Below are 23228 nucleotides of genomic sequence, written 5' to 3'. Positions count from 1 at the left end.
AAGCGATACTAATGAATTATAGTCCCGTAATTAGGAGGGTCCGTAGATGAATCAAGTGGACCAGATTTTACAAGGAGCACTGCAAGGGAAACGACTGCAGCTGGAAGATATCGTTACCTTATTCGAGAGCGATGAAATCGAGAAAATGGGCGATACAGCTAATCAAATCATGCTTAGGAAACATCCCGATCCGATTACAACGTTCGTAGTAGGACGTAACGTTAATTATACGAATGTGTGTGATGTTTATTGCCGGTTTTGTGCCTTTTACCGCGCACCAGGCTCAAGTGAAGGTTATGTTCTCCCAGACGAAGTCATTTTCCAGAAGATCAAGGAAACGATAGATGTTGGCGGAACTGAGATTCTTATGCAAGGTGGAACAAACCCAGATTTACCTTTCAGCTATTATTTAGACTTGCTGCGGGGAATTAAACAAAGATTTCCTGAAATCACAATGCATTCCTTCTCTCCCGCAGAAATTCGTAAAATGCAGGTTGTTGCAGGGAATATCCCTCTGGAGGATGTCGTTCGTCAGCTTTATGAAGCTGGACTTGATTCATTGCCTGGCGGCGGAGCAGAAATATTGGATGATCGGACGCGAAAGAAAATTAGCAAGCTAAAGGGCACTTGGCGCGATTGGATGGACGTTATGACAACAGCGCATAAAGCGGGTATGAATACGACGGCTACGATGGTTATTGGATTTGGTGAATCGATGGAGGAAAGAGCCCTGCATATGCTTCGGGTCCGAGATGCGCAGGATGAATGTATAAACAACGCGTATCCTTCTCCTGGATTCCTGGCGTTTATTCCGTGGACGTTCCAGCCGGACAATACGAACATGAAGCGTGTTAAAGCGACACCTGAAGAGTACCTGAAAACCTTAGCGATCGGACGTATTACGCTAGACAACATACCGAATTTCCAATCTTCATGGGTTACAATGGGGCCAGAGGTCGGCAAGCTTTCTCTGTCTTACGGATGTAATGACTTCGGCAGTACGATGATTGAAGAGAACGTAGTATCGGCTGCGGGAACAACACATAAAGTAAATATTGAACTTATCCTTAAATTGATTCGAGAAGCGGGTAAAATCCCTGCACAGCGCAATACGAAGTATCAGACGATAAGGGTATACCATGAGAACGATACGGTAACGAAGGATTACGTGATGCAGAATTAAGCGAAACTTATAAAAGCTACCCCAATGATGTCTAAGGGGTAGCTTTTATTGATGCGAGCGATTAATCGGTGTGCTTTTAGTTTATAGATTTGGCCAGAGCCGTACGATTTTTACCGGAATGTTTAGCTTCGTACAATGCGGCATCAGCGCCTTGGAAGAAGGCCTCTTTGCCCATACCCGGGATGTATTGATTAAGTCCGATACTTACCGTTACGTTCAGCCCTTGTAAGGCTTCATGCGTTGTGGAGGCGATCGTCTTGCGGATATCCTCTACAAGATCGTAAACTTCCTGATAGCTTTTTTCAGTAAACAACAGAGCGAATTCTTCCCCGCCGTATCGTGCGACAATATCGTTGCTCCCCGTCTTTGAACGAGTAAGTTCCGCAACCTTTCGCAGAACCGCATCTCCAGCACGATGGCCGTAAGTATCGTTAACCGATTTGAAATTATCGATGTCCAACACGGCTAAGTGAAGTGCCATTCGGCCGTTCTCAGCTTGCTCCACTAAATTATCCTTGAATTCATGATACGCCATGTGATTATAAGTATCCGTTAATGCGTCTGTCTTAGCTAACTTGTCCATCAGAATGGTACGAACCAGGAGCTCCTGATTCGATTCATATGATGTGCGCAAATGTATAAGGATCTCTCTGCCGCGTGCCAATATGCCGAATGCAATGCAGCTATAAATCAGCAGAACACTAATCAATGTAAGCAGGCTAATAATAGATACGTTGTCATAAAGGTCTGAGTCATATGTATAAAGGGCAAACAATGCGATTCCTGTATTTAGGAAAGAATACAAAAGCTTTTTATATTGGAAATAAAAGATGCTGATCATAATGGGGAAAAACAGAAAGAATAGGAGATACTCCAATGAGGAGTGAATGGCAACTATCGTTATGACAATCAAAGTTGAAGAGGAAATGAGTACATAATCATGTTGCTTAGGCAACCAACGCACGCCGCTTTCGGCTAATAAAATAACAAATGCCATAATGATGGTTGGCCTTAATATATAGGAAATAACGAAATCGTTCATCGGTAACTCAGTAATGGTTAAGAACATGCATTCTATAATAATGGATAAGACCAATATAAGCCAAAAACTCTGAAGGAGCAGGCGATTCCAACGTTGTTGGTTAAATTCCAATGAAGGTAAAGACATAGTGACTTCCTTTCTCAATCAAACTTTATAAAATATACCATATTCAATAAGCTATCGTATATCCCTTTTTGGGCTACCATATAGTAAGTATCAAGCTTGGAGTATGGAGGTGAGGATTTGAAGAAGGTGGAATTCGTTGTAGAATCCAAGCAGGATCCTTCGCTGGAGCGATTGGCCGGTATGTTGAATCGTACGCTGTTGGGAACTGAGAACCCAGTAGATAGCGTTCAGTGGGAATTATCGAGAGAGGATGGGTTTATCCGCTGTCAATTTCCTCTTGGACCTGGGCCTCAGGACAAAAAAATCTATTGTGACAGAGTGGGTCGAGTTCTTGCTGAATATACACTATCAGACCAGGAGCCTTCATTGCTCCGGCATTTATTCCAAATTCGTTACGGGCTTAAGGACACAATGGAGACGGATTCGCTTATCGCAGAAGCGGTATCCTTGCTGGATGGTGAGCCAGACATTGGCGAAAGCTGGATGGGGCGTGGCAGAGAGCGACGGTTGCAAAAACTGACATCGCGTTTCTCCTTATATCTGGAGGATCATGAACGTTTACATTTGGATGGGTTTTTTCGTTTCCGGTTAAGCGAATACCGAATCGAGGTTCAGGAAGCTGCGGAAACAGCAATTGAGGAGAGGTTAATGGAGCGTCAATATCAAGAGTTCATGACCTTGCTTAAATCAATGGTGGAGTGGCAGGAGATAAGAACGTCTGCCGTTCATGTTTTACATTCCGGAGGCCATTCGTTTCGTTTATTGGATGAAGAGATGCGTCCTCTCGAGCAGGAGATAGTGGAATTAGATGGTGCTGAGCAAGGGTCTACTCAGGCTAAAATAGAGGAACAGGAGGAAAGCCGGGTAGTCAGTCGATTGCTTGCGGCCTGTCCTCGTCAGCTATTCATTCACACTCCGGAACCGGAATCTCAAGTAATCCGTACAATTATCGGTATTTTTGGGGAGCGTGCTGCTCTATATCCCGATTTACCCAGTCAATGATAATGTGTCTCTTGACTGAATGAGCGAAAGACAGGTATAATGTGCGATATCAATCCACATTTTAAAGCGATGAGAAAGACAGCGATGCTAAAGCTGGACGGCACAGAGAGAGGAACCAAGGCTGTAAGTTCCTTCCGATACCGATTAGCATTTACCCCTTTTGAGCTGCCGAGCTGAATACGTTTTTCGTTATCTATTGCCGAGACGACTGCGTTAGTATGCTTTGCCGGGTCATGACCGTTATTCATGCCTGAGAACTGGTGCTTTAATGACCGGTTGAAGGAGGGTGGAACCACGGGCCGCATTCAGAGCACCCGTCCCTTTCGGGACGAGGTGTTTTTTTGTGTCAAAAAAAACTTAAGGAGGTTGTTGGAATGTCTGTTCATGTGAAATTGCCGGATGGTGCAGTTAGAACGTACGATGCGAATGTTACTATCGAAGACATAGCTTTCTCAATCAGTCCAGGACTTAAGAAAGTCGCTGTTGCCGGCAAGGTTGACGGTAAAGTAGTGGATATAAATACGGCTATCGTATCGGATGTTTCATTGGAAATTATTACTTTGGACAATGCTGACGGGTTGGAAGTGATGCGCCACAGTACAGCTCATCTTATGGCACAAGCCATTAAACGTATATATGGCGGAGACGGGGTGAAGCTTGGCATCGGTCCTGTCATCGAAGATGGCTTCTATTATGACATCGACATGGAGCAGTCTATAACACCTGAAGATTTAGTTATTATCGAGAAAGAAATGGAGAAGATCGTTAAAGAAGATCTTTCAATCGTTAGAAGGGAAGTTAGCCGGGAAGAAGCGCTGCGTATTTTTGAAGAGGCGGGAGATCCTCTGAAGCTGGAGCTTATTCGGGATTTGCCGGACGGCGTAGCCATTACGATATATGATCAGGGTGAGTTCTTTGATCTTTGCCGCGGCCCCCACCTTCCATCTACAGGAAAAATTAAATCGTTTAAGCTGCTGAGCGTGGCTGGTGCTTATTGGCGTGGTGATAGCAAGAACAAGATGCTGCAACGAATTTATGGAACAGCATTCGCGAAGAAAGCTCAATTAGATGAGCACCTTCACTTCCTAGAGGAAGCGAAAAAGCGGGATCACAGAAAGCTTGGCCGTGAGCTGAAAATGTTCACTTTCTCCAAAGAGGTTGGTCAAGGGTTGCCGCTATGGCTGCCGTATGGTGCTAAGGTTCGCCAAACCTTAGAGCGCTATATCGTTGATCTGGAGGAAAGACTTGGTTATTCCCATGTATACACTCCAGTGCTGGCCAATGTTGAATTATATAAAACCTCCGGTCACTGGGAACATTACCAAGAAGACATGTTCCCTAAGATGGCATTGGATAATGAAGAGCTGGTTCTGCGCCCAATGAATTGTCCGCATCATATGATGGTATACAAAAGCGAAATGCGCAGCTATCGAGATCTGCCAGTTCGTATTGCTGAACTCGGTACGATGCATCGTTATGAAATGTCAGGTGCTCTAACAGGACTTCACCGCGTACGGGCCATGACCCTAAACGATGCTCATATTTTCTGCAGAATGGATCAGATCAAGGAAGAATTCACAAGAGTCGTTAACTTGATTCGCCAGGTTTATGAAGACTTCGGCATCAAAGAATACCGTTTCCGACTTTCTTATCGGGACCCTAACGATACAGAGAAATACTGGCCTGACGATGAAATGTGGGAAACCTCCCAAAGGATGCTGCGCGAAGTAGCTGAGGAGCTCAAGCTAGAGTACTTCGAGGCAGAGGGAGAGGCCGCATTCTATGGTCCAAAACTTGACGTTCAGATCAAAACCGCTTTGGGAAAAGAAGAGACATTATCCACAGCCCAAATCGATGTTCTGCTGCCAGAAAGGTTTCAGCTCGAATATGTTGGGGATGATGGCAAGAAGCATCGGCCTGTCGTAATCCACCGCGGGATCATCAGCACAATGGAGCGCATGACGGCTTTCTTGCTCGAGAACTTCGCAGGTGCTCTGCCGATCTGGTTGTCTCCTGTTCAAGCTAAGCTTATACCGGTAAATCCTGCTTTTGAAGCTTATGTAAATGAAGTTGCAGAGAAGCTCCAACGTGCAGGTGTTCGTGTGGAATCAGATATGCGGAATGAAAAGCTCGGCTACAAAATCCGTGAAGCGCAGCTTGAGAAAATTCCATATATGCTTGTCATGGGCGAGAATGAGTCATTGAACGGTACGGTGTCCGTTAGACGGCGTGGCGAAGGGGATCTAGGCGCCGAGCCTGTTGAGGAGTTTATTGCTCGGATTACAGGAGAGATCGTGAATAAGCGAATTGATTAAGGCGGAATCATCGATTTGCTATAGGGGCTGTCCACTAGTGTAAACTTGAGGGGCAGCCCTTCCCTTTTAAAGTATTGTCGTAATTTTCCTATTTAATGGAAATTATTCTCTTTTCCTCGCGGTTATGCTAGAATGAGATTACTTCAAATAAGCATTTTTAGGAGAGATCGGATCCATGGATATCCACCGCGAATCTGGTTTCCCGGAAGTTTTCCGGGCTGAAGATGAAGTACTTTGTGAGCTTTATACTCAAATGCTTAAAGTTGTTCGCCATAAGCTTTGGCATAAGAACGATGCAGGTGATGTTGTACAAGAAGCATGGGTACGTATACTGGAGAAGCAGTCCACATTAAGACACAAAGAGAAGCTTATTCCGTGGGCGAAGGCTATTGCAGCCAATCTAGCATCTAACGCAAATCGTGTAAGGAGACATGAGCGAATTGATGACCACCAAGAACTCGAGCTTGTTGGAATTGGATCTGTAATAGAACCTGAATCAATGATGGAGCTGTCTGATCTATTAGGGCAACTGGACCCGGTTACAAGAACTCTGCTGTTGTATAAATTTTATTATGGCTTAAAGGATGCGGAGATCGCTGCAGCTCTACAACTGCCCGTGGGTACCGTAAAGGCACGAATTCATCGTGGAAAAGCGAGATTAAAAACGCAAGTTAACAGCGGAGATCGGCATACATAATCCAAAACCTCGCTGTCCATGCTATATAATGGAGGTGAGGTACACAGTGGCTAAAAACAAGAAACAAAAGCTTGGTAACCAGAATCAAAACAATGCCTTCCAAACAGAGTTTGCATCGGAATCCAATGTGAATAATTCTGCTGCCAACAAAATCGCACAGAAAAATTCAAACCAATCGAATCGCTAGTTATATTAGAGGATCCCAGTGATCCTCTTTTCTTTTGTCATTTTACCATATATAATGTTAGAAAAAGTAACATGTATCGACAATCGATGTTTGTTGGAGTGATTAGAGATGACGAGATGGCAACGTTGGCAGCAGAGTATTGGCATAAGGTTTAAGAAAACTCAACTTTCTGGAACAGGTAATAATAGTGCACAAATACTAGATGAATTCTCGCCCGCAGATGCAAATCCAGAAGCTCTTCGTCATATGGTAGAAGAAGCTGTCGTTATTTCGGATCGTCTCCAAGCAGCGGTATCTGAAGTAGACTCGAGTATGAGCCAACTGGATTCTATTGCAGACAGAGCTGCGGAACAAGAAGATAAGCTGCGCCAGCATAGCCAAACAGCCATGAGTCGTTTAGAGGAAGCATTTTCTTCGTTGCAGGAGGTAGCAGCAGCATCACAGGAAATTCGCAGTGTTGCAGAGGAATTAACCGCGCACAGCCAAGAGACGAAAGAGGTTGTTGTTGATGTATGTCGTTCGCTGAATCATACGGATGAAGTAATGAGCGAACTATCCAATAATCACGGCACTATGGAAGAACGTGTGAATGGATTAATCGCACAAGCATCCAAGATTAGTGAAATAAATGAGCTGATCCAAGAAATCGTTGCTCAAACTTCCCTTCTGGCTTTGAATGCGGCCATCGAGGCAGCTCACGCAGGTGAACATGGGCGAGGGTTTTCTATTGTAGCACAAGAAATAAGGAAGCTTGCCGAGCAAAGTGGACAGGCCATCAAACGCTCGACAAGCATCGTTCAGAACATTGAGACTGGTATTCGCCAAGTTGTGAGCTCAGTGGAACGCGAGAAACAATCCGTATCCCTTGGTTTAGAAGAAATGAGCATAACAAGAGAAAAGATGGACATTATCTTTAACTCGTTTTTGAAGGTTGAGCGACATGTCAGTAAAACGTTGGATTATGCTGTAGAGCAAGCCGATAGAACGATAGAAACCAATCATATGCTTCAGGACGTCGTGGATTCTGTTGGGCAAACCATTAGCAGTGTAGATGACACGTTAGCTCAGAACAAGCGTCAGCGAACGGAAATTAATAATTTAGGCCGAGTATCTGTAGAGTTGAAGGAATCAGCAGATGAATTGGTTGCTGCGGTTCAGCAAGCCGGGGGTCGTGTTTGGGAAGGTTCAATCGCTTCAGATACGGCACGGTGGACAGATTTATTGCGCACACTTGTATCCGATCCCGCGCTTGCAGGGATGGCGGAAGAAACTCACAGAGAAGTTTTAAGCGGTTGGTTAAATCGAACGAATGGGATGGAAGCGATATGGTCCAATCGGAGTGACGGTTCTTTCGTATACTCCGAGCCTGAGGCGGGGTTGTTAAATGCCAGAGGCCGTGAGTGGTGGAAGAATGCAATGAACGGACAAACTTTTGTGTCTGAAATATATATTTCTGCAATTACGAAACGACCTTGTTTAACCGTTTCAATGCCTATTCGGCGAATCGATGGCACAGCTTTTGGTGTAGTTGGCATTGATATTGTTGTCTCGTGACATATTATTTGCCACAAATAGTTCCCAAATCAATGATAATCCGTTATGATATATTTAATGTGAACAAAGTTAACAAGTTCAGGTGGTGATCTAAGATGACTGAGCCGGTTATATCCATTACGGCACAATCCGTTCCGCGCCGGAAAACTGCAGAGGTACATTCCTTGCTTCAAGCGTTAATTGTTAAACGGGAGCAGGAAATATTGGAAATCGAACAATTGGTAGAGCGATATGAACGACGGTTAAGATTAGAAGAGCAAGCTTATCGGTCGATGTCAACGTTTCGTCGCATGTTAACGGGCAAGAAGCCTGATCATCATTTAGCCGTTGAATACATCCATTATGTTAAGAAGCCTATGGAGAAAGCGCGATTGCTTCGTCTCGAGGTTTCGAATTATCAAGATATGCTCAGTGGTTCTATACCTGCAGAGCTGGTGTAATAGTTAAATGAGGCTGTCCCTAGTGGGCAGCCTCATTTTTATTTCCGGTACTTTTATTATTCTGATTCGGAGCGCAGCCGATCGACATCGAGGAAGTCGTGATCTTGACTGTAGGCGGGAACGCCGTGGATTCCCACATCAAGGCCGATGAGCTCTTCATCGCGAGATACGCGTACCGGTTTGAATTGTTGAATGAGCTTTAATACAAGCCAAGTCAGAGAGAAGCCCCATATCGCTACCACAATTAGTCCAAGTGCCTGAATGCCAAGAAGGTACCATCCACCGCCATAAAATAAGCCGCTATGCGATGATGTGTCTGGCATAGCGAATAGCCCGACTGCCAGCGTTCCTATGCTGCCGCTGATACCATGCACAGCGAAAGCGCCGACAGGGTCATCTACTTTGCGTTTTTCGAGCCATTCGCTTGCTAGCACCATCGTAATTCCGGATACCGCTCCAATAAGAATGGCAGCGGCATCAGATACAAAGGCGCAGCCTGCGGTAATTCCAACAAGTCCCGCTAATGCACCGTTAATAACCATTGGGGGGTCCGCTTTCTGGTAACGCAGCATAGTGAACAAGATACATGCTGCACAGCCGGCAGCCGATGCTAGCATGGTGGTTACTGCAATATGCCCGATGCTGTCATTTGTTGCGCTCAAGGTGCTTCCAGAGTTAAAGCCAAACCACCCGAACCATAGAATGAAAGCTCCGACAGATGCAAGCGGCAGGTTAGAGGGAGATACTACGTTAATCTTGCCAGCAGGTCCAAATCGGCCAATACGAGGTCCGATAAAGATCGCCGCGGCGAGTGCTGCGAATCCACCCAGAGCATGAATGGCTGCAGATCCGGCAAAATCAATCATACCTAATTGGGCCAACCAACCGTTGGGTGACCAGATCCAGTGTCCCGATATTGGATAAATAAGTCCAGTCATAAAGATTGTATAGATGATATAAGCGCGAAAGTGTATTCGCTCGGCGACGGCACCGGATACAATTGAGATTACCGCAATTACGAATGCACATTGAAACAACCAGTAGGTATCGTGAGAGATGTTCAGCACAAGGTGTGAAAGATCGCCCCCCATAAAAAAGCCCGATAAGCCGATCCATCCCCCTGTATCTTTACCGTACATCAATGCGAAGCCAATTGCATAGAATACGAGTGCCCCGAATGCTATGTCGACGAACACTTTCATAATAATGCTGACAGCGTTCTTCTGGCGAACGAATCCAGCCTCTAGCAGAGCGAAGCCGCCTTCCATTAATAAAATCATTGCGGCAGTTAATACGACCCAGATGGTGTCTAATCCTCTAGAAAGCGTAGAAATATCCATTCTAATTCCCCTTGTGTTAGGTATTCTCTACAAAAAAAGTAGAAATCCGACCTCATTATATAGTGGAGAATGACTATAGTCAACGAATAATGTAATGAAAAGTAACACTAAAGGCAACAGATAGAGGAATTCTGGTTTCTTAAAAATCTTTTGACAGTGAGAATGATAATTGTTATCATTGTAACATCTTTGGAATAGTGGAGCATAAAGTGAACTGCTGTTTCCAATGGAAACAATAGAGATAATTAAGGGGGAACCACTGTGTTTTTAGGTAGTGCTAGAAAATCTGTCCTTATTCTCGTTGGTTTAGTGGTCATGTCTTTATGGTTAGGGGCTTGCGGCAATAACGAAGCGAATATTACTCCGGCAGCAACGTCTGCAGCAAAACCGGCAGAAGAAACCGTAAGTCCATCTGCAAGTGCTTCAGCCTCTTCAGAGGCTGCGGTTGAAAAAACGTTAACGGATGGCGTCGGTAATGAAGTGAAAATTCCAGCGAATCCTCAGCGGATTATCGCTGCATACTTAGAAGATCATTTAATTGCTTTGGGCATAAAGCCGGTTGCGCAGTGGTCCGTAGCCAATGGTGTGCAGGATTATTTGATAGAGGGTCTAAATGGCGTACCAAACATTCCTTATGATCTGCCTTTCGAAGCGGTTACCAGCTTTGAACCGGATCTGATCATTATGGGATCGGGAGCTAATGTTGAGGGTGATAAGTACAAGCAGTATTCGCAGATTGCTCCAACTTATACGATCGGGGACCAAATTAATAATGATTGGCGGCAAGCGCTGCTGAAGATCGGTGAAGTGCTTAACAAGAGCGAGGAAGCGCAGAAGGTATTAAATGATTATGAAGTGAAAGCCGCTGCCGCAAAAGAAAAATTGACTAATGCTGTCGGTACGCAATCCGCTGCAGCGGTCTGGCTTGTGCAGAAAAATTTCTTTATCGTTAGTGAAAAGCTTTCCAGCGGTGCAGTGTTGTACAAGGATTTGGGGATGGCAATACCCAAAATTGTGGAGGAAATATCAAAAACAAGCGAAAGTAACTGGAATCCCATATCACTGGAGCAATTAGCGCTATTAGATGCGGATCATCTATTCCTGATCAACAGTGATGTATCAACGGGATCGGAATCGCTTAAGGATCCGGTTTGGCAAGGGATTCCTGCTGTGAAGAATGGGAACTTATACGAATACAGCAATACAACCAGCTGGTTGTATACAGGTACAATCGCCAACAGCCAAATTATTGATGACGTTCTTGAGAGTGTTGTTAAGTAATTTGAAGCCATAAAATAATAAGAGCTGTGCTAATCGGCCGCTTCGGCCTTCTAGCACAGCTTTTTTCTTTATAATAACCATAGAAAAGGGATTTTTGCATGGTATCCAGTATCTACTCGGTCTGTAGACTGAGGAAAACATACTACCCGCGCCGCTGTTGTTCAAAGCCATAGGTTCGCTATACTGTAAACAGAAGGACTTGATCGCGATAAACGGAGGACAGCGCTATGCAATCATCGATCGTGCATCGATTGTGTTGGGGAATGACAATTGTGGCAGTTGGAGTCATATTTTTGTTAAATCAAATGGGTGTTATCACGATGGATATAGGTGAACTCTTCTCGACTTTTTGGCCAATAATCATGATCATATTTGGTTTGCAGGGCTTACTTATGCAACGTGCTGGCGGTTTCTGGTGGAACCCGCTGGTTATCCTGCTTGGTTTTTTCTTTCTTGGCCGGAATCTAAATTGGATTAACTGGGGTATAGGGGAATTAATACACTTCATTTGGCCGATCGCGCTTATCCTATTTGGAATAGGCATGATTTTCCAAGGTAAGCGTCCTCGTAAGGCGGATAAGCTAGGGAAAAGCGAACAGTGGAACCCTATTAATCCGCCGATTCCACCTATGCCCCCGGGGCCGCCGCCTGCACCGCCAGAGTTGGATGAATTCGAGCGGCCTGTACCGAACAGTAATGCAAACGTACCGCCTATAGGTCCGAACTTATCTAAATTGCCATTCAAGGACAATGATCAGCCTCCAAAATCGAATTCCCAGCATAATAATAGTTGGAAGCAAAGGCATGAGCATGCGGACAGGTGGAAAGAGCATAATTGGAGTAATCCTAATCGGATTAATCACAGCCGATTCATTGGAGACGTACATTTAGGCAACGATTATTGGGAATTACGTCCGATGAGTATCTCACATTTTATAGGGGATACAACATTGGATTTAACGAAAGCGCAAATCCCGATCGGTGAGACAAGAGTTTATGTTTCTTCTTTTATCGGCGATGTAAAGGTGTTTGTACCCAATGATTTCGGAGTGGGAATTCAGGTGGTATCTAGCTGTTTAATTGGCGATGTGAAGGTACTCGATCAAAAACGCGGCGGCGTGTTTAACCAGATGTCAGTGGAAACGCCCAGCTATGCGGATACAGATAAACGTGTTGTACTTGTCGTCAGCAGCTTTATCGGTGATGTTCGAGTAACGAAGGTAGGCTAATATGATGATAAGATTTGTGCGTATGAGTAAGTGGGAATCTTCGGTTGTTGCTGGATTATCAACCCTTGCCTTAATGATATTGCTGTACTTCGGCTGGGTTGTAATGTCGGAAAGTCATCCGACGCTGGAGTCGTGGTTAAGCTGGACAAGTATTGTGGTGCTCGGACAGATGGTCATTTCTTACAGGTTTGGTCAACGCATGCAACGTAAGCTTGATCAATTACAGGTCGTCATGAAGCAAGCTTCCGCAGGAAATTGGAATTCAAGATTATCCGAGGTGGAGAGAGATGCCTTCTCAGGGGTTCACCGGGAGTTTAATGTCATGCTCGGACAATTGGAAGCCAGGCTAAAGCTGCTTCAACAATTGGGTGAACGAGATGTAATGGAGGAAGCCTCTTCGCAGGAGGCAGCAGTATTAGAGGAAAGAAGACGGCTAGCTCGCGATCTGCACGATACCGTTAGTCAGCAGTTATTCGCCCTGCATATGTCTGCGTCCTCGTTGCCTAAGTTATTAGAACGTGATGCTGAGCATGCACAGAAGGTGATGGAGCAGTTGATTGCTATGTCTTCCACTGCCCAGCGTCAGATGCGTGGATTGATCGTTCAGCTGCGCCCGATGGAATTGCAGGGAAGAACGCTCGAGGAGGCGCTGGAGCGCTGGTTTCCGGATTATTGCCGGCAGAATGGCCTGCAGGGAACGCTTGAGATTCAAATTAGAGGTATTCTATCCGAGGCGAAGGAACATCAGTTATTCCTCATTATTCAAGAGGCGATGGCTAACGTAGTCAAGCATGCCGAAGCTAAGAGCGTGCGTCTCTTTCTAGGAGAAACCGATCGTCAAATTTCCTTGTTTATTGAAGACAATGGCTCCGGGTTCAGCGGTGATCAGGTAAGAACGGGTGCATATGGCTTATCTACGATGCGCGAGCGAGCTCAGAAGCTGGGCGGCGAAGCGGAAATTGTGACAAAACCGGGATCGGGCACTCGTGTGCGGGTATGGTTCCCAAACTTCGATTCCGATGCAGAATGAAATTCGGATTGTAGAAAGATTAATAGATTCTAGGAGCAGATGAAGATGATAGAGCCTGCAGTTTCCCCGTGGAAAGTATTAATCGTAGATGACCATGAAATGGTCCGCATGGGTTTGCGCACTTATTTAATGCTAGATTCAAGGTTTGAAGTCATTGGAGAAGCGGCAAGCGGGAAAGAGGCGATTGAGTCACTCTCTAAGGGGGGCTATCAAGGGACAATACCGCAGCTTGTTCTTATGGACCTCATAATGCCGGAAATGAACGGAGTTGAGACGACACAGGCGCTTCTCGCCAAACACCCGGAGTTAAAGATTATTATTCTCACTAGTTTTTTAGAAGATGAAAAGGTAGTAGAAGCAATAGAAGCGGGAGCTGTTAGTTATGTTCTTAAGACTGTTTCGGCGGATGAGCTTATCTATGCGATGCAAGGGGCGATCAAGCACATGCCCGTCATGAGCGGTGATGTTTCACAAGCATTGACCCGGGGCCTGCGCAAGCGATCCGTGAGCTATGAGGTCGAAGGCTTGACCGAGCGGGAGCGTGAAGTTCTCTTGTTAATAGCGGAGGGCAGATCTAACAAGGACATTGGGAACGAGCTGCACATCAGCATCAAAACGGTAAAAACGCACGTAAGCAACCTTCTAATGAAATGTGATCTGGAGGACCGTACGCAGCTAGCCATCTATGCTCACCGCAAAGGATGGGTAAAAGCGGAATAATTTATCGGACACTGGATACGCTAGTAAGAAAAAAGGGGGCTTCCCCAAAGTGTATGCCATTCCCTCCTCTTTAACTTTACAGGTACAGGATTATGATCATGTAAGGAGCACCCTTTCGACACATGGATTCGGACTTGGCGGCAACTGGGACTATGATCACGGCTCATTCGATTGTGCATTAGACGACGCGAACAAGGTTTGGCTTCGTTTGCCCTTTGACGTAACCGTCGGAAGTTTGGACAGTGAATCGCAAGAAAATCACACTGCTATCCGCTTCGGACAGCCATTTGTATTAAAGCACGTATACAATGAAGGATCAGATCGAGAGGCACAGCCCCGAGCATTCGGTGCGATGGTAGACCAATTCTCCGATCCGATTGATCCCGATGACGAAATTGAGAGTCACTGGATAAATCTTGCCAGCAGGAAGCTGAAAATAGTGGAATCGTTATATCCGGCTTAAGTTAAGGCGAGCGGCACGAGAGTGCCGTCTCTCTTTGTTAAGAGAGGATTTTTTTTAAGCTTTTACTTCGTATTCATTTCCATTTAAGATAGTTTTAAGGTTTCGGGTTTAATATATAAATAAGAAATACAGAACGGCGTCAGCTCAAAGCGACGCGAGGAGGCTTCTACTATGGAAGATAAGAACAAAAAACCAGAAGAGCTGCAAGGATTCACATATGATTCGGAGAAGAGCGATGATCCCTACGCTAATGTTCGAAGGGAATCAGAACCCTATACCTTTGGACCTTTTGGACCGAATCAAGCTTACGGTCCCCAGGAGCAAACTCTTTCGGAGCAAACCCATACGGAGTTGTTGCCGTCATCTGCTTCTCGTGAGTATCGTCCTTTCACTGTATCCGGCGGTGCGGTTCGCAGTGACTGGGGAGCTAAACCGCCTCGTCGCAGCTCATTGCGTGCGGTATTCGCAGCTTTCCTGGTGGGCGTAGTTGCAGTTGGCGGGTTGATGTTCGCTGCTGATCGGGGAGACTGGTTCTCATCGGAGCTGCTCGGCGGAACCACACAGGTTCAAGATACTGCAGTGAAGGCTGCAAGTGATCCCGTTGTCAATACCGGCGATGTTATTCGTCCTAATAATATCGCCAAGATTTTCGAGCAATCATCTCCTGCCGTCGTTAAGATTGAAACCTATGCGAGCGCTCAGCAAAACAACGGCGGCGGTATTATGGATGATGACTTTTTTCGTCAGTTTTTTGGTGATGATTATGGAAACGGCGGCAATGGTAATGACGGTAATGCCGGGGGAGAGCTGCAGCCAAGCGGTATGGGCTCCGGGTTTATCTTCGACTCAACGGGATATATTCTGACCAATCAGCATGTGGTTGGCGGCGCAAGCGAAATTAAAGTTATGGTTGACGGCTACGAAAAACCTCTAACTGCTAAGCTGCTCGGTTCAAGCTATGAGTTGGATTTGGCTGTACTCAAAATCGAAGGCAGCAACTTCCCGACGTTGAAGCTTGGGGATTCAAGCCATTTGAACATGGGGGATTGGGTTGTTGCGATCGGTAACCCTTATGGCTTTGACCATACCATAACAGTAGGCGTACTGAGCTCCAATGAACGCGAGATCAGCATTCCAGATGCGAACGGAACGCGTAATTATAAGCATCTGCTGCAAACTGACGCTTCCATTAACCCAGGCAACTCGGGTGGACCGCTCTTGAACCTGCAGGGTGAAGTCATTGGGATCAATACCGCGGTCAGCTCTCAAGCACAAGGAATTGGGTTTGCCATTCCGACCAGTACGATTACAGAGGTGCTTGAGAACTTGAAGAGCAATACCAAGATTCCCCAAAAGCCGGTTCCCTTCATTGGTGCAAATTTAATGAATGTGACTGAGGATATCTCACAGCGCTTGGGTATCGATGAGTCAGTTAAAGGAGCTTTCGTAAGAGAAGTGTTGTTCAATACCCCGGCTTATAAAGCTGACCTGCGTCAATATGACGTCATTACAGGTATGGACGGTAAGGATTATAAAACGATAGAGGATCTCATAGCCGCGATTCAGACGATGGCGGTTGGCGATAAAGTCAACTTAAGCGTTATACGCGGGGATAAGAAGATTGAAATAACCGTCGAGATCGGTGATCGTAATGAGTTCGAAACGCAGTAATAGTAATTTGTAAAAGATAGAGCGGGAAACCGGTAATAGAGGTTCTCCCGCTCTTTGTCGACAGAGGAGGGCGTTCACTGTGAGACCCCATATCGCGGTCATTGATGATGATGAAAAAATAACTTCGTTGCTGCGTCGCAGCTTGGCGTTCGAAGGGTATGAGATTTCGACCGCTTCAGATGGAGCGGAAGGATTGAACCTGCTGAGCAAGCGACAGGCTGATTTGGTCATACTGGATGTTATGATGCCTAAGATGGATGGCTGGGAAGTGTGCAGACGCCTAAGGGAAGCGGGGATTTCCTCTCCCGTTCTTCTCCTTACCGCTAAGGATGAGGTGACGGATCGGGTAAAAGGGTTGGATCTAGGCGCTGATGATTATTTGGTTAAACCCTTCGCGCTCGAAGAGCTGATGGCTCGCGTCAGAGCGCTGCTCAGAAGACGGCCTGATAAATCTGACGACGAAGGTCACTTCCGCTATGACGATTTGCTTCTCGATGTGGATGGGCGTGAGACAATGCGTGCAGACCGGCGCATAGATCTTACGGCCAAAGAGTTCGACCTTCTTCATCTTTTCATGCAGAATCCGAAGCGGGTGCTGTCAAGGGATCTCATCATGGAGCGTATTTGGGGTTATGATTACAGTGGTGAATCCAATGTGCTTGAGGTTTATATCGCCATGCTCCGGCAGAAGCTGGAGGACGGCGGAGAGAAGCGGGTGATCCAGACTGTAAGAGGAGCCGGTTACGTTCTGAAAGGGGACAGCTAAGAAAATGTCCATCCGGCTAAGGCTGACTTTGTGGTACTCTGGATTGCTTACAGTGGCGCTGGCCGTTTTTAGCATTCTCGTATATAGCTTCGTATACAATAACACGATGTCAGAGCTGAGAAGTCAACTATCTCGTATTGCAGTAGATACAGAAGTTATCCTCAATCACGATGTTGATTTGCGTGGAAGATTGCCCCAAGGATTCGATGGGAACAATATGTTTCTTCAGCTCGTGAGTTATAGGCAATCCATTACAGGCATGGTGCAATATAAAACGGAAAATATGTTGGCCGGTCCTCGTACAGAGGAAATTACGTTAGAGATTCCTAAGCAAGACACGGTTCCTATGGAATTCAGGTTTGCCTCTAAGCAAGTAAACGGGGCCCCGTTTCTAATCCTTGAAGCGCCTGTTCCATACAAAGGTAACGTAGTAGGACTCCTTCAAGTGGGGACTTACACCGGACGCGAAGAGCATCTCTTCTCACAGCTGCGTACGATTCTTTGGATTTCTGGTATTGCCGGAATCGTTGCTGCTTTCTTTCTAGGCATGTTCTTTTCTCGCAAAGCGTTAATGCCTATCAATCGCGTAACAGAAGCGGCAGAGAGGATTCAGAGCGGCTCTGGGCTGGGATTAAGAATTCCTCGAGAGAAGCCTAACGATGAAATTGGGCGGTTGACTGACACCTTGAACGGTATGCTCTCCGGATTAGAGCATGCGTATAAGAACTTGGAGGACACTAATATAGCCCAGAGAAGATTCGTATCGGATGCTTCGCATGAGCTTCGGACGCCGTTGACAACTATTCGGGGAAACGTGGATCTGCTGGAGAAAATATGGCTTGAGGACGAGAAAAGGAGCAACCGTGCGGAGGTTGAGGAAGAAGGTGCGGCAGAGAGGTCTGTAATGGAAAGGAAACAAATGTCATTGGAGTCGATTCGGGATATCGCTGATGAAGCGCGTCGGATGAGTCGATTGGTCAACGATTTGTTATCCCTGGCGAGAGCAGATGCGGGTTATTCCATCGAGATGGAAAATATGTCGCTCCGAGCATTGACGGAGGAGGCGGCTCGTCGTGCCTCGTTCCTGCCCCGAAGTGCGGAATGGGTGGTAGGTCCGCTAGATGCCCTTGAAGGGGTCCAGGTAAAAGGGAATCGCGACTACCTGCTGCAATTATTGTTTATTCTCATTGAGAATGGATTTAAGTACACTCCGAGCGGAGTCGTAAGGCTGTATGGTGTACAGTCGGATAAGTACGTCGGGTTGACGGTATCCGATACAGGTATCGGCATGAGCCCGGAGGAAGTACCTCATATCTTCGAAAGATTCTACCGTGCGGATGTCTCGCGAGGCGAAACTGCGGGAACCGGACTAGGTCTCTCTATTGCGAAATGGATAGCCGATATACATCATGCTAGGTTTGAAGTTAGAACCCATCAAGGCGAGGGTACAAAACTTACCGTGTGGTTTCCAATCGTGACAAATTAGCGTCCCTTGGGGGGAACGGAGAAAATGGCGATCGAGCACCGGCGTAAAAGCCGAATCGATCGCCATCCTTTGTTTTTATCGACTTTATCCGCTATCCGTAATCAGTTATAATAGATAGTATCGATACGCCCATTTCCTCTCCAGCATGGAGAATGGAAATTAGCTCAGGCGGGAAAGAAGGCTTTTAAAATGGAAGTCGTCAAAATATCTCCACGCGGTTATTGCTACGGCGTGGTGGATGCAATGGTGCTTGCTCTGCAAACGGCGCGTAACCTGGATTTACCGCGTCCCATTTATATATTGGGCATGATTGTTCATAATAGCCATGTAACGGAAGCTTTCAAGGAAGAAGGAATCATAACCTTGGACGGCAACGACCGTTTGGAGATTCTGGAGCAGATTGAAAATGGAACGGTTATTTTTACCGCGCACGGCGTCTCGCCGGAAGTTCGGAGAAGAGCGAAGGAGAAAGGCTTGACTTTAGTCGATGCGACTTGCCCAGACGTGACTAAGACCCACGATCTTATTCGGGAGAAGGTTAACGAAGGCTACGAGGTTATCTATATCGGCAAGAAGAACCACCCCGAGCCGGAAGGTGCCATCGGTATCGCTACCGGTCATGTTCATCTCGTTGAACGGGAAGAAGATATAGCGAAGCTTCAGCTAATGACTGACCGTATCATTATTACGAATCAAACCACAATGTCCCAATGGGACATTAAGCATTTGATGTCTTTGTTGTTGACGGCCTTTCCTACCGCTGAGATTCACAACGAGATTTGTTTGGCGACTCAAGTCCGTCAAGAAGCGGTTGCCGATCAAGCAGGTGAAGCACAGCTATGTATCGTCGTAGGAGATCCGCGCAGCAACAATTCGAATCGGTTGGCTCAGGTGTCGCAGGAAATAGCTGGTGTTCCAGCCTATCGCGTAGCGGATGTTTCTGAGATCAAACAAGAGTGGCTGCAAGGCTTGCAACGCGTGGCTATTACCTCTGGTGCATCAACGCCTACAGCCCTCACGAAGGAAGTTATCGCTTATTTGGAGCAATATGATTCGGATATTCCTGAGACATGGCCGATTGTACGTACTGTAAATCCGAACAAGCTGCTCCCAAACGTAAAAATAAAATCCGCAGATGCGATGATGTAATTGTTTGATTCATCCAATGAAGGGAGCAACCCATGCATCGACTTCTTTTGATACGCCGCTGGCTGAAGTATAAACAGATGATGCTCATCCGGGCTAAAGGCGGAGCCTCTATAGTTGCAATGGGATTTGCGATTGGACTTGCAATAGAGATGTTTACGTTGCCAACCTTGGGTTTTGCCTTTGTCCTAATCTTTCCATTATGTTATCTGCTTAGAGGTAATATCCCCGCTGCTCTAATTGGTTTTGTTGTGGGTAAAGTGATATACATTCCCATGATGTATCCGAATTCCAAAGTAGGGGGATGGATACTGCCGAATGACCTGAGCTTTCATCTGCCGGTCGTTCCAGAATGGTTCAATCATCTGCTGCTCACCAACCTAAAGCTGATTGTAGGGGGAATGGTTGATGGGGCGATTCTGGGCTTTCTGCTCTATTTTCCAATTAAATATAGTATTAATGCCTATAAAGCGAAGCGTAAGGATAAGAAGAAAATCAATCGTGCGCGGGTAGAGTCGAGAACGGTACTGGATTAAGTGAGGAATCGTCCTATTGCTGTTGACAGGGACGATTTTTTCATTTATATTTACTTTAGTGCTTAAAAGCGTATAAGCGTTGAAGCGTATACGCGTTAAACCAATCAGGAGCGTGAAGGTCATGATCGTTATTACTTCCCCGCATATCGCGGAACAACGCATTACGGAAATTGTCCGTCATATTGAACAAACCGGCGTGCAAGCGCACGTTTCCCGCGGCACAGACCGCACCGTCATCGGAATAATCGGCAAAGCGGAGCCAACGTTGGCGGAACATATTCGTTCTATGCAAGGCGTTGAGAATGTAATTAAGATTTCGAAATCTTATAAGCTAGCGAGCCGTGATTTTCACCCGGATGATACCATTATTGAAGTAAAAGGCGTCAAGATTGGCGGGGACAATCTGGTTGTTATGGGCGGACCTTGCGCGGTGGAAACTCCAGAGCAAATCGATGAGATTGCCCGCTTGGTCAAGGCAGCAGGAGGACAGGTTCTTCGTGGAGGTGCGTTCAAGCCGCGTACAGGTCCTTATAGCTTCCAAGGTATTGGCGTGGAAGGGTTAAAGTGGATGAAGGATGCAGGCGAGAAATATGGCTTGCTGACGATTACCGAGGTTATGGCCCCTGAGTTCGTTGATGTTTGCGCCGAATACGCGGATATCATGCAGGTGGGTACGCGTAACATGCAGAACTTCGATCTGCTTCGCAAGCTAGGAACAATACAGAATCCAGTATTGCTTAAACGCGGATTCAGCTCCACTTATGATGAATGGTTGAATGCCGCAGAGTATATCCTCGCAGGCGGAAATCCGAATGTCATGTTATGTGAGCGCGGTATCCGCACCTTTGAAACGTATACGCGTAATACGTTCGACTTGGCTGCGATTCCAGTTATTCAACAGCTTTCCCATCTCCCGGTAATCGCAGATCCCAGCCATGCTACAGGACGTCGTGAGCTCGTAGAGGCGATGACGAAAGCATCCGTCGCTGCCGGGGCTAACGGATTGATTATTGAGATGCACACGGATCCGGACAACTCGGCTACCGGTGATGGTGTACAATCGCTCTTCCCTGATCAATTTGCGAATTTACTGAAAGAGCTAGAGCAGCTCGCTCCATTACTTGGCAAGAAATTTAACACGGAGAAAGCGCCGGCAGAAGCTTTCTCAACTTGGATTAAATAAATGATAACGAAATTGAATCGTTCGCCAGCGGCCTATGTGATGCAGGTCGCTTTTTGCTGGATTTAAGAGAATTAATAGTTCTTTTGAACATTTTATGAACTTTTTGCCCAGGGTGTGAGCAATGCTGACACCTGCGCAAAAAATACCTTACATAAGTATTGACGCTATTGTGGGTGAGTTTTATAATAATTTCATAAGTTCGGTGAAAACTTGAACAATAGATCGGTTTCACACACTTAATGTTCGGAAATGGGGAGGAAATTCTAATGTCTGCACAACAAGTTCTGGATTTGATCAAGGAAAAAAACATTGAGTTCGTTGATTTCCGTTTTATCGACCTAGCGGGTCGCGCTCATCACATTACTTTGCCAGCTACCGAAGTTGACTCTGATACATTCGTTAACGGAGTAGCATTCGACGGTTCATCCATCACGGGTTTCCGTGGTATTGAAGAATCCGATATGGTCATGATGCCAGATACGGCTTCCGTATATGTGGATCCTTTCACAGCCCATTCAACTCTAATCGTAATCTGTAATATCCACACGCCAGACGGTGCGCGTTACGAGCGTGATCCTCGTTCGATCGCTCACAAAGCTGAAGAGTTCCTTCAGAAGTCCGGTGTAGGCACGACTGCTTACTTCGCGCCAGAATCCGAATTCTTCATCTTCGATGACGTTCGTTATGAATCGACAATGAATTCTTCTTCCTTCTTCGTAGATTCAGAAGAAGCGGCTTGGAACACGAACCGCAAAGAAGAAGGCGGAAACCTAGGCTTCAAAGTTGGAGTTAAAGGCGGATATGTGCCGGTTGCTCCAGTTGATTCCCAACAGGACATTCGCAGTGAAATGGTTCGCTTGATGCAAGAAACAGGCTTACGCGTTGAGCGTCATCACCACGAGGTGGCGACTGCAGGCCAAGCGGAAATCAACTTCCGTTTCGATACGCTAACGACTACTGCCGATAACCTTATGAAATATAAATATATCGTTCATAACGTGGCTCGCCAATATGGCAAAGTCGCAACATTCATGCCGAAGCCGCTTTTCGGTGACAACGGCAGCGGAATGCACGTACATTCATCCATCTTTAACGGCGGAGAGCCTTTGTTCTACGAAAAGGGCGCATATGCTAACCTTAGCCAAATGGCGTTGCACTACATCGGTGGTATCCTCCACCATGCTCCAGCGCTGATTGCAATCACTAACCCATCGACAAACTCGTTCAAACGTCTTGTTCCGGGTTATGAAGCACCAGTTAACTTGGTTTACTCCAAAGGTAACCGCTCTGCAGCTGTACGTATTCCAGTTGCTGCAGTTACTCCTAAAGGCTGCCGCATCGAGTTCCGCACACCGGATTCCACGGCTAACCCTTACCTTGCTTTCGCAGCAATGCTGATGGCAGGCTTGGATGGAATTAAACGCAAAATCGATCCGTCCGCATTGGGTTATGGACCTTTCGACACTAACATCTACGAGCTTTCCGATGATCAGAAGAAAGAAATCCGCAGCGTTCCAGGAACATTGGACGAAGCGCTTGATGCTCTTGAGGCTGATTCCGAGTTCTTGACTGAAGGCGGCGTGTTCACGAAAGAGTTCATCGAGAACTATGTTAATGTGAAACGCTCCGAAGCGAAAGCTGTAGCAATCCGTATTCATCCGCATGAGTATGGCCTCTACTTCGATTGCTAATCTCAAAATCGTAAAAAGCCAAAGCTCCCTTTATGGGAGCTTTCAGGCTGTCGAGAAAGTCTCGACAGCTTTTATTATGTCCAATTAATTTAATGCGACACCGCGTTAATATGGTATAATATAACTAAACTTATACCGAA

General features: G+C 46.2%; 21 protein-coding genes. 19 read left to right on the top strand and 2 right to left on the bottom strand.

What is annotated here, in order from left to right:
• The first annotated feature begins 46 nt into the window (after positions 1–46).
• Positions 47–1183 carry a cyclic dehypoxanthinyl futalosine synthase gene (gene mqnC, locus ACESLK_RS09210; protein ID WP_373229046.1) on the top strand — a complete coding sequence of 379 codons (1137 nt, stop codon included), beginning with the start codon at positions 47–49 and terminating at the stop codon, positions 1181–1183.
• A 76-nt stretch (positions 1184–1259) separates the two neighbouring features.
• Here mqnC and ACESLK_RS09205 read toward each other — a convergent pair whose 3' ends face one another.
• A complete protein-coding gene (locus tag ACESLK_RS09205; RefSeq protein WP_373229044.1) occupies positions 1260–2252 on the bottom strand; it encodes a GGDEF domain-containing protein in 993 nt (330 codons plus the stop codon).
• Positions 2253–2477: 225 nt separating this feature from the next.
• Here ACESLK_RS09205 and ytxC point away from each other — a divergent pair, with 225 nt between their 5' ends.
• The 6 genes from ytxC to ACESLK_RS09175 all read left to right on the top strand — a co-directional run bounded on the left by ytxC (position 2478) and on the right by ACESLK_RS09175 (position 8546).
• Positions 2478–3353: a sporulation protein YtxC gene (gene ytxC, locus ACESLK_RS09200; protein WP_373229219.1), complete on the top strand. Its 876-nt coding sequence runs from the start codon at positions 2478–2480 to the stop codon at positions 3351–3353.
• 374 nt (positions 3354–3727) lie between these two features.
• The gene (thrS, locus tag ACESLK_RS09195) at positions 3728–5668 is read left to right on the top strand and encodes a threonine--tRNA ligase (RefSeq protein WP_373229043.1); all 1941 of its coding nucleotides are present in this window, start codon (positions 3728–3730) and stop codon (positions 5666–5668) included.
• 175 nt (positions 5669–5843) lie between these two features.
• A complete protein-coding gene (locus ACESLK_RS09190) occupies positions 5844–6365 on the top strand; it encodes an RNA polymerase sigma factor (protein ID WP_373229041.1) in 522 nt (173 codons plus the stop codon).
• 46 nt (positions 6366–6411) lie between these two features.
• Positions 6412–6552 (top strand): hypothetical protein, encoded by a 141-nt coding sequence (locus tag ACESLK_RS09185; RefSeq protein ID WP_373229040.1) that lies wholly within the window; start codon positions 6412–6414, stop codon positions 6550–6552.
• 108 nt (positions 6553–6660) lie between these two features.
• Positions 6661–8106 carry a methyl-accepting chemotaxis protein gene (locus tag ACESLK_RS09180; protein WP_373229039.1) on the top strand — a complete coding sequence of 482 codons (1446 nt, stop codon included), beginning with the start codon at positions 6661–6663 and terminating at the stop codon, positions 8104–8106.
• A 95-nt stretch (positions 8107–8201) separates the two neighbouring features.
• Complete coding sequence (locus ACESLK_RS09175; RefSeq protein WP_373229037.1) at positions 8202–8546, top strand: hypothetical protein; 345 nt, start codon at positions 8202–8204, stop codon at positions 8544–8546.
• A 56-nt stretch (positions 8547–8602) separates the two neighbouring features.
• On the opposite strand, the gene ACESLK_RS09170 is transcribed toward ACESLK_RS09175, so the two are convergent.
• Positions 8603–9886, bottom strand: a complete 1284-nt coding sequence (locus tag ACESLK_RS09170; RefSeq protein WP_373229036.1) for an ammonium transporter — start codon at positions 9884–9886, stop codon at positions 8603–8605.
• Positions 9887–10147: 261 nt separating this feature from the next.
• On the opposite strand from ACESLK_RS09170, the gene ACESLK_RS09165 reads away from it, so the two are divergent.
• The 12 genes from ACESLK_RS09165 to glnA all read left to right on the top strand — a co-directional run bounded on the left by ACESLK_RS09165 (position 10148) and on the right by glnA (position 23088).
• On the top strand, positions 10148–11167 hold the full coding sequence (locus tag ACESLK_RS09165; RefSeq protein ID WP_373229035.1) for an ABC transporter substrate-binding protein: 1020 nt from the start codon (positions 10148–10150) through the stop codon (positions 11165–11167).
• Between the two features lie 227 nt (positions 11168–11394).
• Complete coding sequence (liaF, locus tag ACESLK_RS09160) at positions 11395–12396, top strand: cell wall-active antibiotics response protein LiaF (RefSeq protein WP_373229033.1); 1002 nt, start codon at positions 11395–11397, stop codon at positions 12394–12396.
• A 1-nt stretch (position 12397) separates the two neighbouring features.
• Complete coding sequence (locus ACESLK_RS09155; RefSeq protein ID WP_373229031.1) at positions 12398–13426, top strand: sensor histidine kinase; 1029 nt, start codon at positions 12398–12400, stop codon at positions 13424–13426.
• Between the two features lie 45 nt (positions 13427–13471).
• The gene (locus ACESLK_RS09150; protein WP_373229029.1) at positions 13472–14146 is read left to right on the top strand and encodes a response regulator; all 675 of its coding nucleotides are present in this window, start codon (positions 13472–13474) and stop codon (positions 14144–14146) included.
• 49 nt (positions 14147–14195) lie between these two features.
• Positions 14196–14609: a YugN family protein gene (locus ACESLK_RS09145; protein WP_373229027.1), complete on the top strand. Its 414-nt coding sequence runs from the start codon at positions 14196–14198 to the stop codon at positions 14607–14609.
• Positions 14610–14780: 171 nt separating this feature from the next.
• Entirely contained in the window at positions 14781–16280 is a 1500-nt protein-coding gene (locus ACESLK_RS09140) for a S1C family serine protease (protein ID WP_373229025.1), read from the top strand.
• Between the two features lie 79 nt (positions 16281–16359).
• Positions 16360–17046 carry a response regulator transcription factor gene (locus ACESLK_RS09135; RefSeq protein ID WP_373229024.1) on the top strand — a complete coding sequence of 229 codons (687 nt, stop codon included), beginning with the start codon at positions 16360–16362 and terminating at the stop codon, positions 17044–17046.
• A 4-nt stretch (positions 17047–17050) separates the two neighbouring features.
• Entirely contained in the window at positions 17051–18532 is a 1482-nt protein-coding gene (locus ACESLK_RS09130) for a sensor histidine kinase (protein WP_373229022.1), read from the top strand.
• A 189-nt stretch (positions 18533–18721) separates the two neighbouring features.
• Positions 18722–19681 carry a 4-hydroxy-3-methylbut-2-enyl diphosphate reductase gene (locus tag ACESLK_RS09125; protein ID WP_373229020.1) on the top strand — a complete coding sequence of 320 codons (960 nt, stop codon included), beginning with the start codon at positions 18722–18724 and terminating at the stop codon, positions 19679–19681.
• Positions 19682–19713: 32 nt separating this feature from the next.
• The gene (locus ACESLK_RS09120; RefSeq protein ID WP_373229019.1) at positions 19714–20214 is read left to right on the top strand and encodes a DUF2062 domain-containing protein; all 501 of its coding nucleotides are present in this window, start codon (positions 19714–19716) and stop codon (positions 20212–20214) included.
• Positions 20215–20335: 121 nt separating this feature from the next.
• Positions 20336–21397 carry a 3-deoxy-7-phosphoheptulonate synthase gene (aroF, locus tag ACESLK_RS09115; protein ID WP_373229017.1) on the top strand — a complete coding sequence of 354 codons (1062 nt, stop codon included), beginning with the start codon at positions 20336–20338 and terminating at the stop codon, positions 21395–21397.
• A gap of 266 nt (positions 21398–21663) precedes the next feature.
• Positions 21664–23088: a type I glutamate--ammonia ligase gene (gene glnA / locus ACESLK_RS09110; protein ID WP_373229015.1), complete on the top strand. Its 1425-nt coding sequence runs from the start codon at positions 21664–21666 to the stop codon at positions 23086–23088.
• The last annotated feature ends 140 nt before the right edge of the window (positions 23089–23228 follow it).

Source organism: Cohnella sp., from assembly GCF_041640265.1.
GTDB lineage: Bacteria > Bacillota > Bacilli > Paenibacillales > Paenibacillaceae > Cohnella.
The sequence above is the reverse complement of the archived record's forward strand: the minus strand, read 5'-3'. Positions and strand labels throughout refer to the sequence as shown.

Bases quoted from the DNA above. Each gene is read 5' to 3' on its own strand.
- mqnC (WP_373229046.1), top strand. From the start codon at position 47: ATGAATCAAGTGGACCAGATTTTACAAGGAGCACTGCAAGGGAAACGA.
- ACESLK_RS09140 (WP_373229025.1), top strand. From the start codon at position 14,781: ATGGAAGATAAGAACAAAAAACCAGAAGAGCTGCAAGGATTCACATAT.
- thrS (WP_373229043.1), top strand. From the start codon at position 3,728: ATGTCTGTTCATGTGAAATTGCCGGATGGTGCAGTTAGAACGTACGAT.
- ACESLK_RS09120 (WP_373229019.1), top strand. From the start codon at position 19,714: ATGCATCGACTTCTTTTGATACGCCGCTGGCTGAAGTATAAACAGATG.
- aroF (WP_373229017.1), top strand. From the start codon at position 20,336: ATGATCGTTATTACTTCCCCGCATATCGCGGAACAACGCATTACGGAA.
- liaF (WP_373229033.1), top strand. From the start codon at position 11,395: ATGCAATCATCGATCGTGCATCGATTGTGTTGGGGAATGACAATTGTG.
- ACESLK_RS09125 (WP_373229020.1), top strand. From the start codon at position 18,722: ATGGAAGTCGTCAAAATATCTCCACGCGGTTATTGCTACGGCGTGGTG.
- glnA (WP_373229015.1), top strand. From the start codon at position 21,664: ATGTCTGCACAACAAGTTCTGGATTTGATCAAGGAAAAAAACATTGAG.
- ACESLK_RS09155 (WP_373229031.1), top strand. From the start codon at position 12,398: ATGATGATAAGATTTGTGCGTATGAGTAAGTGGGAATCTTCGGTTGTT.
- ACESLK_RS09150 (WP_373229029.1), top strand. From the start codon at position 13,472: ATGATAGAGCCTGCAGTTTCCCCGTGGAAAGTATTAATCGTAGATGAC.
- ACESLK_RS09170 (WP_373229036.1), bottom strand. From the start codon at position 9,886: ATGGATATTTCTACGCTTTCTAGAGGATTAGACACCATCTGGGTCGTA.
- ACESLK_RS09190 (WP_373229041.1), top strand. From the start codon at position 5,844: ATGGATATCCACCGCGAATCTGGTTTCCCGGAAGTTTTCCGGGCTGAA.
- ACESLK_RS09205 (WP_373229044.1), bottom strand. From the start codon at position 2,252: ATGTTCTTAACCATTACTGAGTTACCGATGAACGATTTCGTTATTTCC.
- ACESLK_RS09130 (WP_373229022.1), top strand. From the start codon at position 17,051: ATGTCCATCCGGCTAAGGCTGACTTTGTGGTACTCTGGATTGCTTACA.
- ACESLK_RS09180 (WP_373229039.1), top strand. From the start codon at position 6,661: ATGACGAGATGGCAACGTTGGCAGCAGAGTATTGGCATAAGGTTTAAG.
- ACESLK_RS09175 (WP_373229037.1), top strand. From the start codon at position 8,202: ATGACTGAGCCGGTTATATCCATTACGGCACAATCCGTTCCGCGCCGG.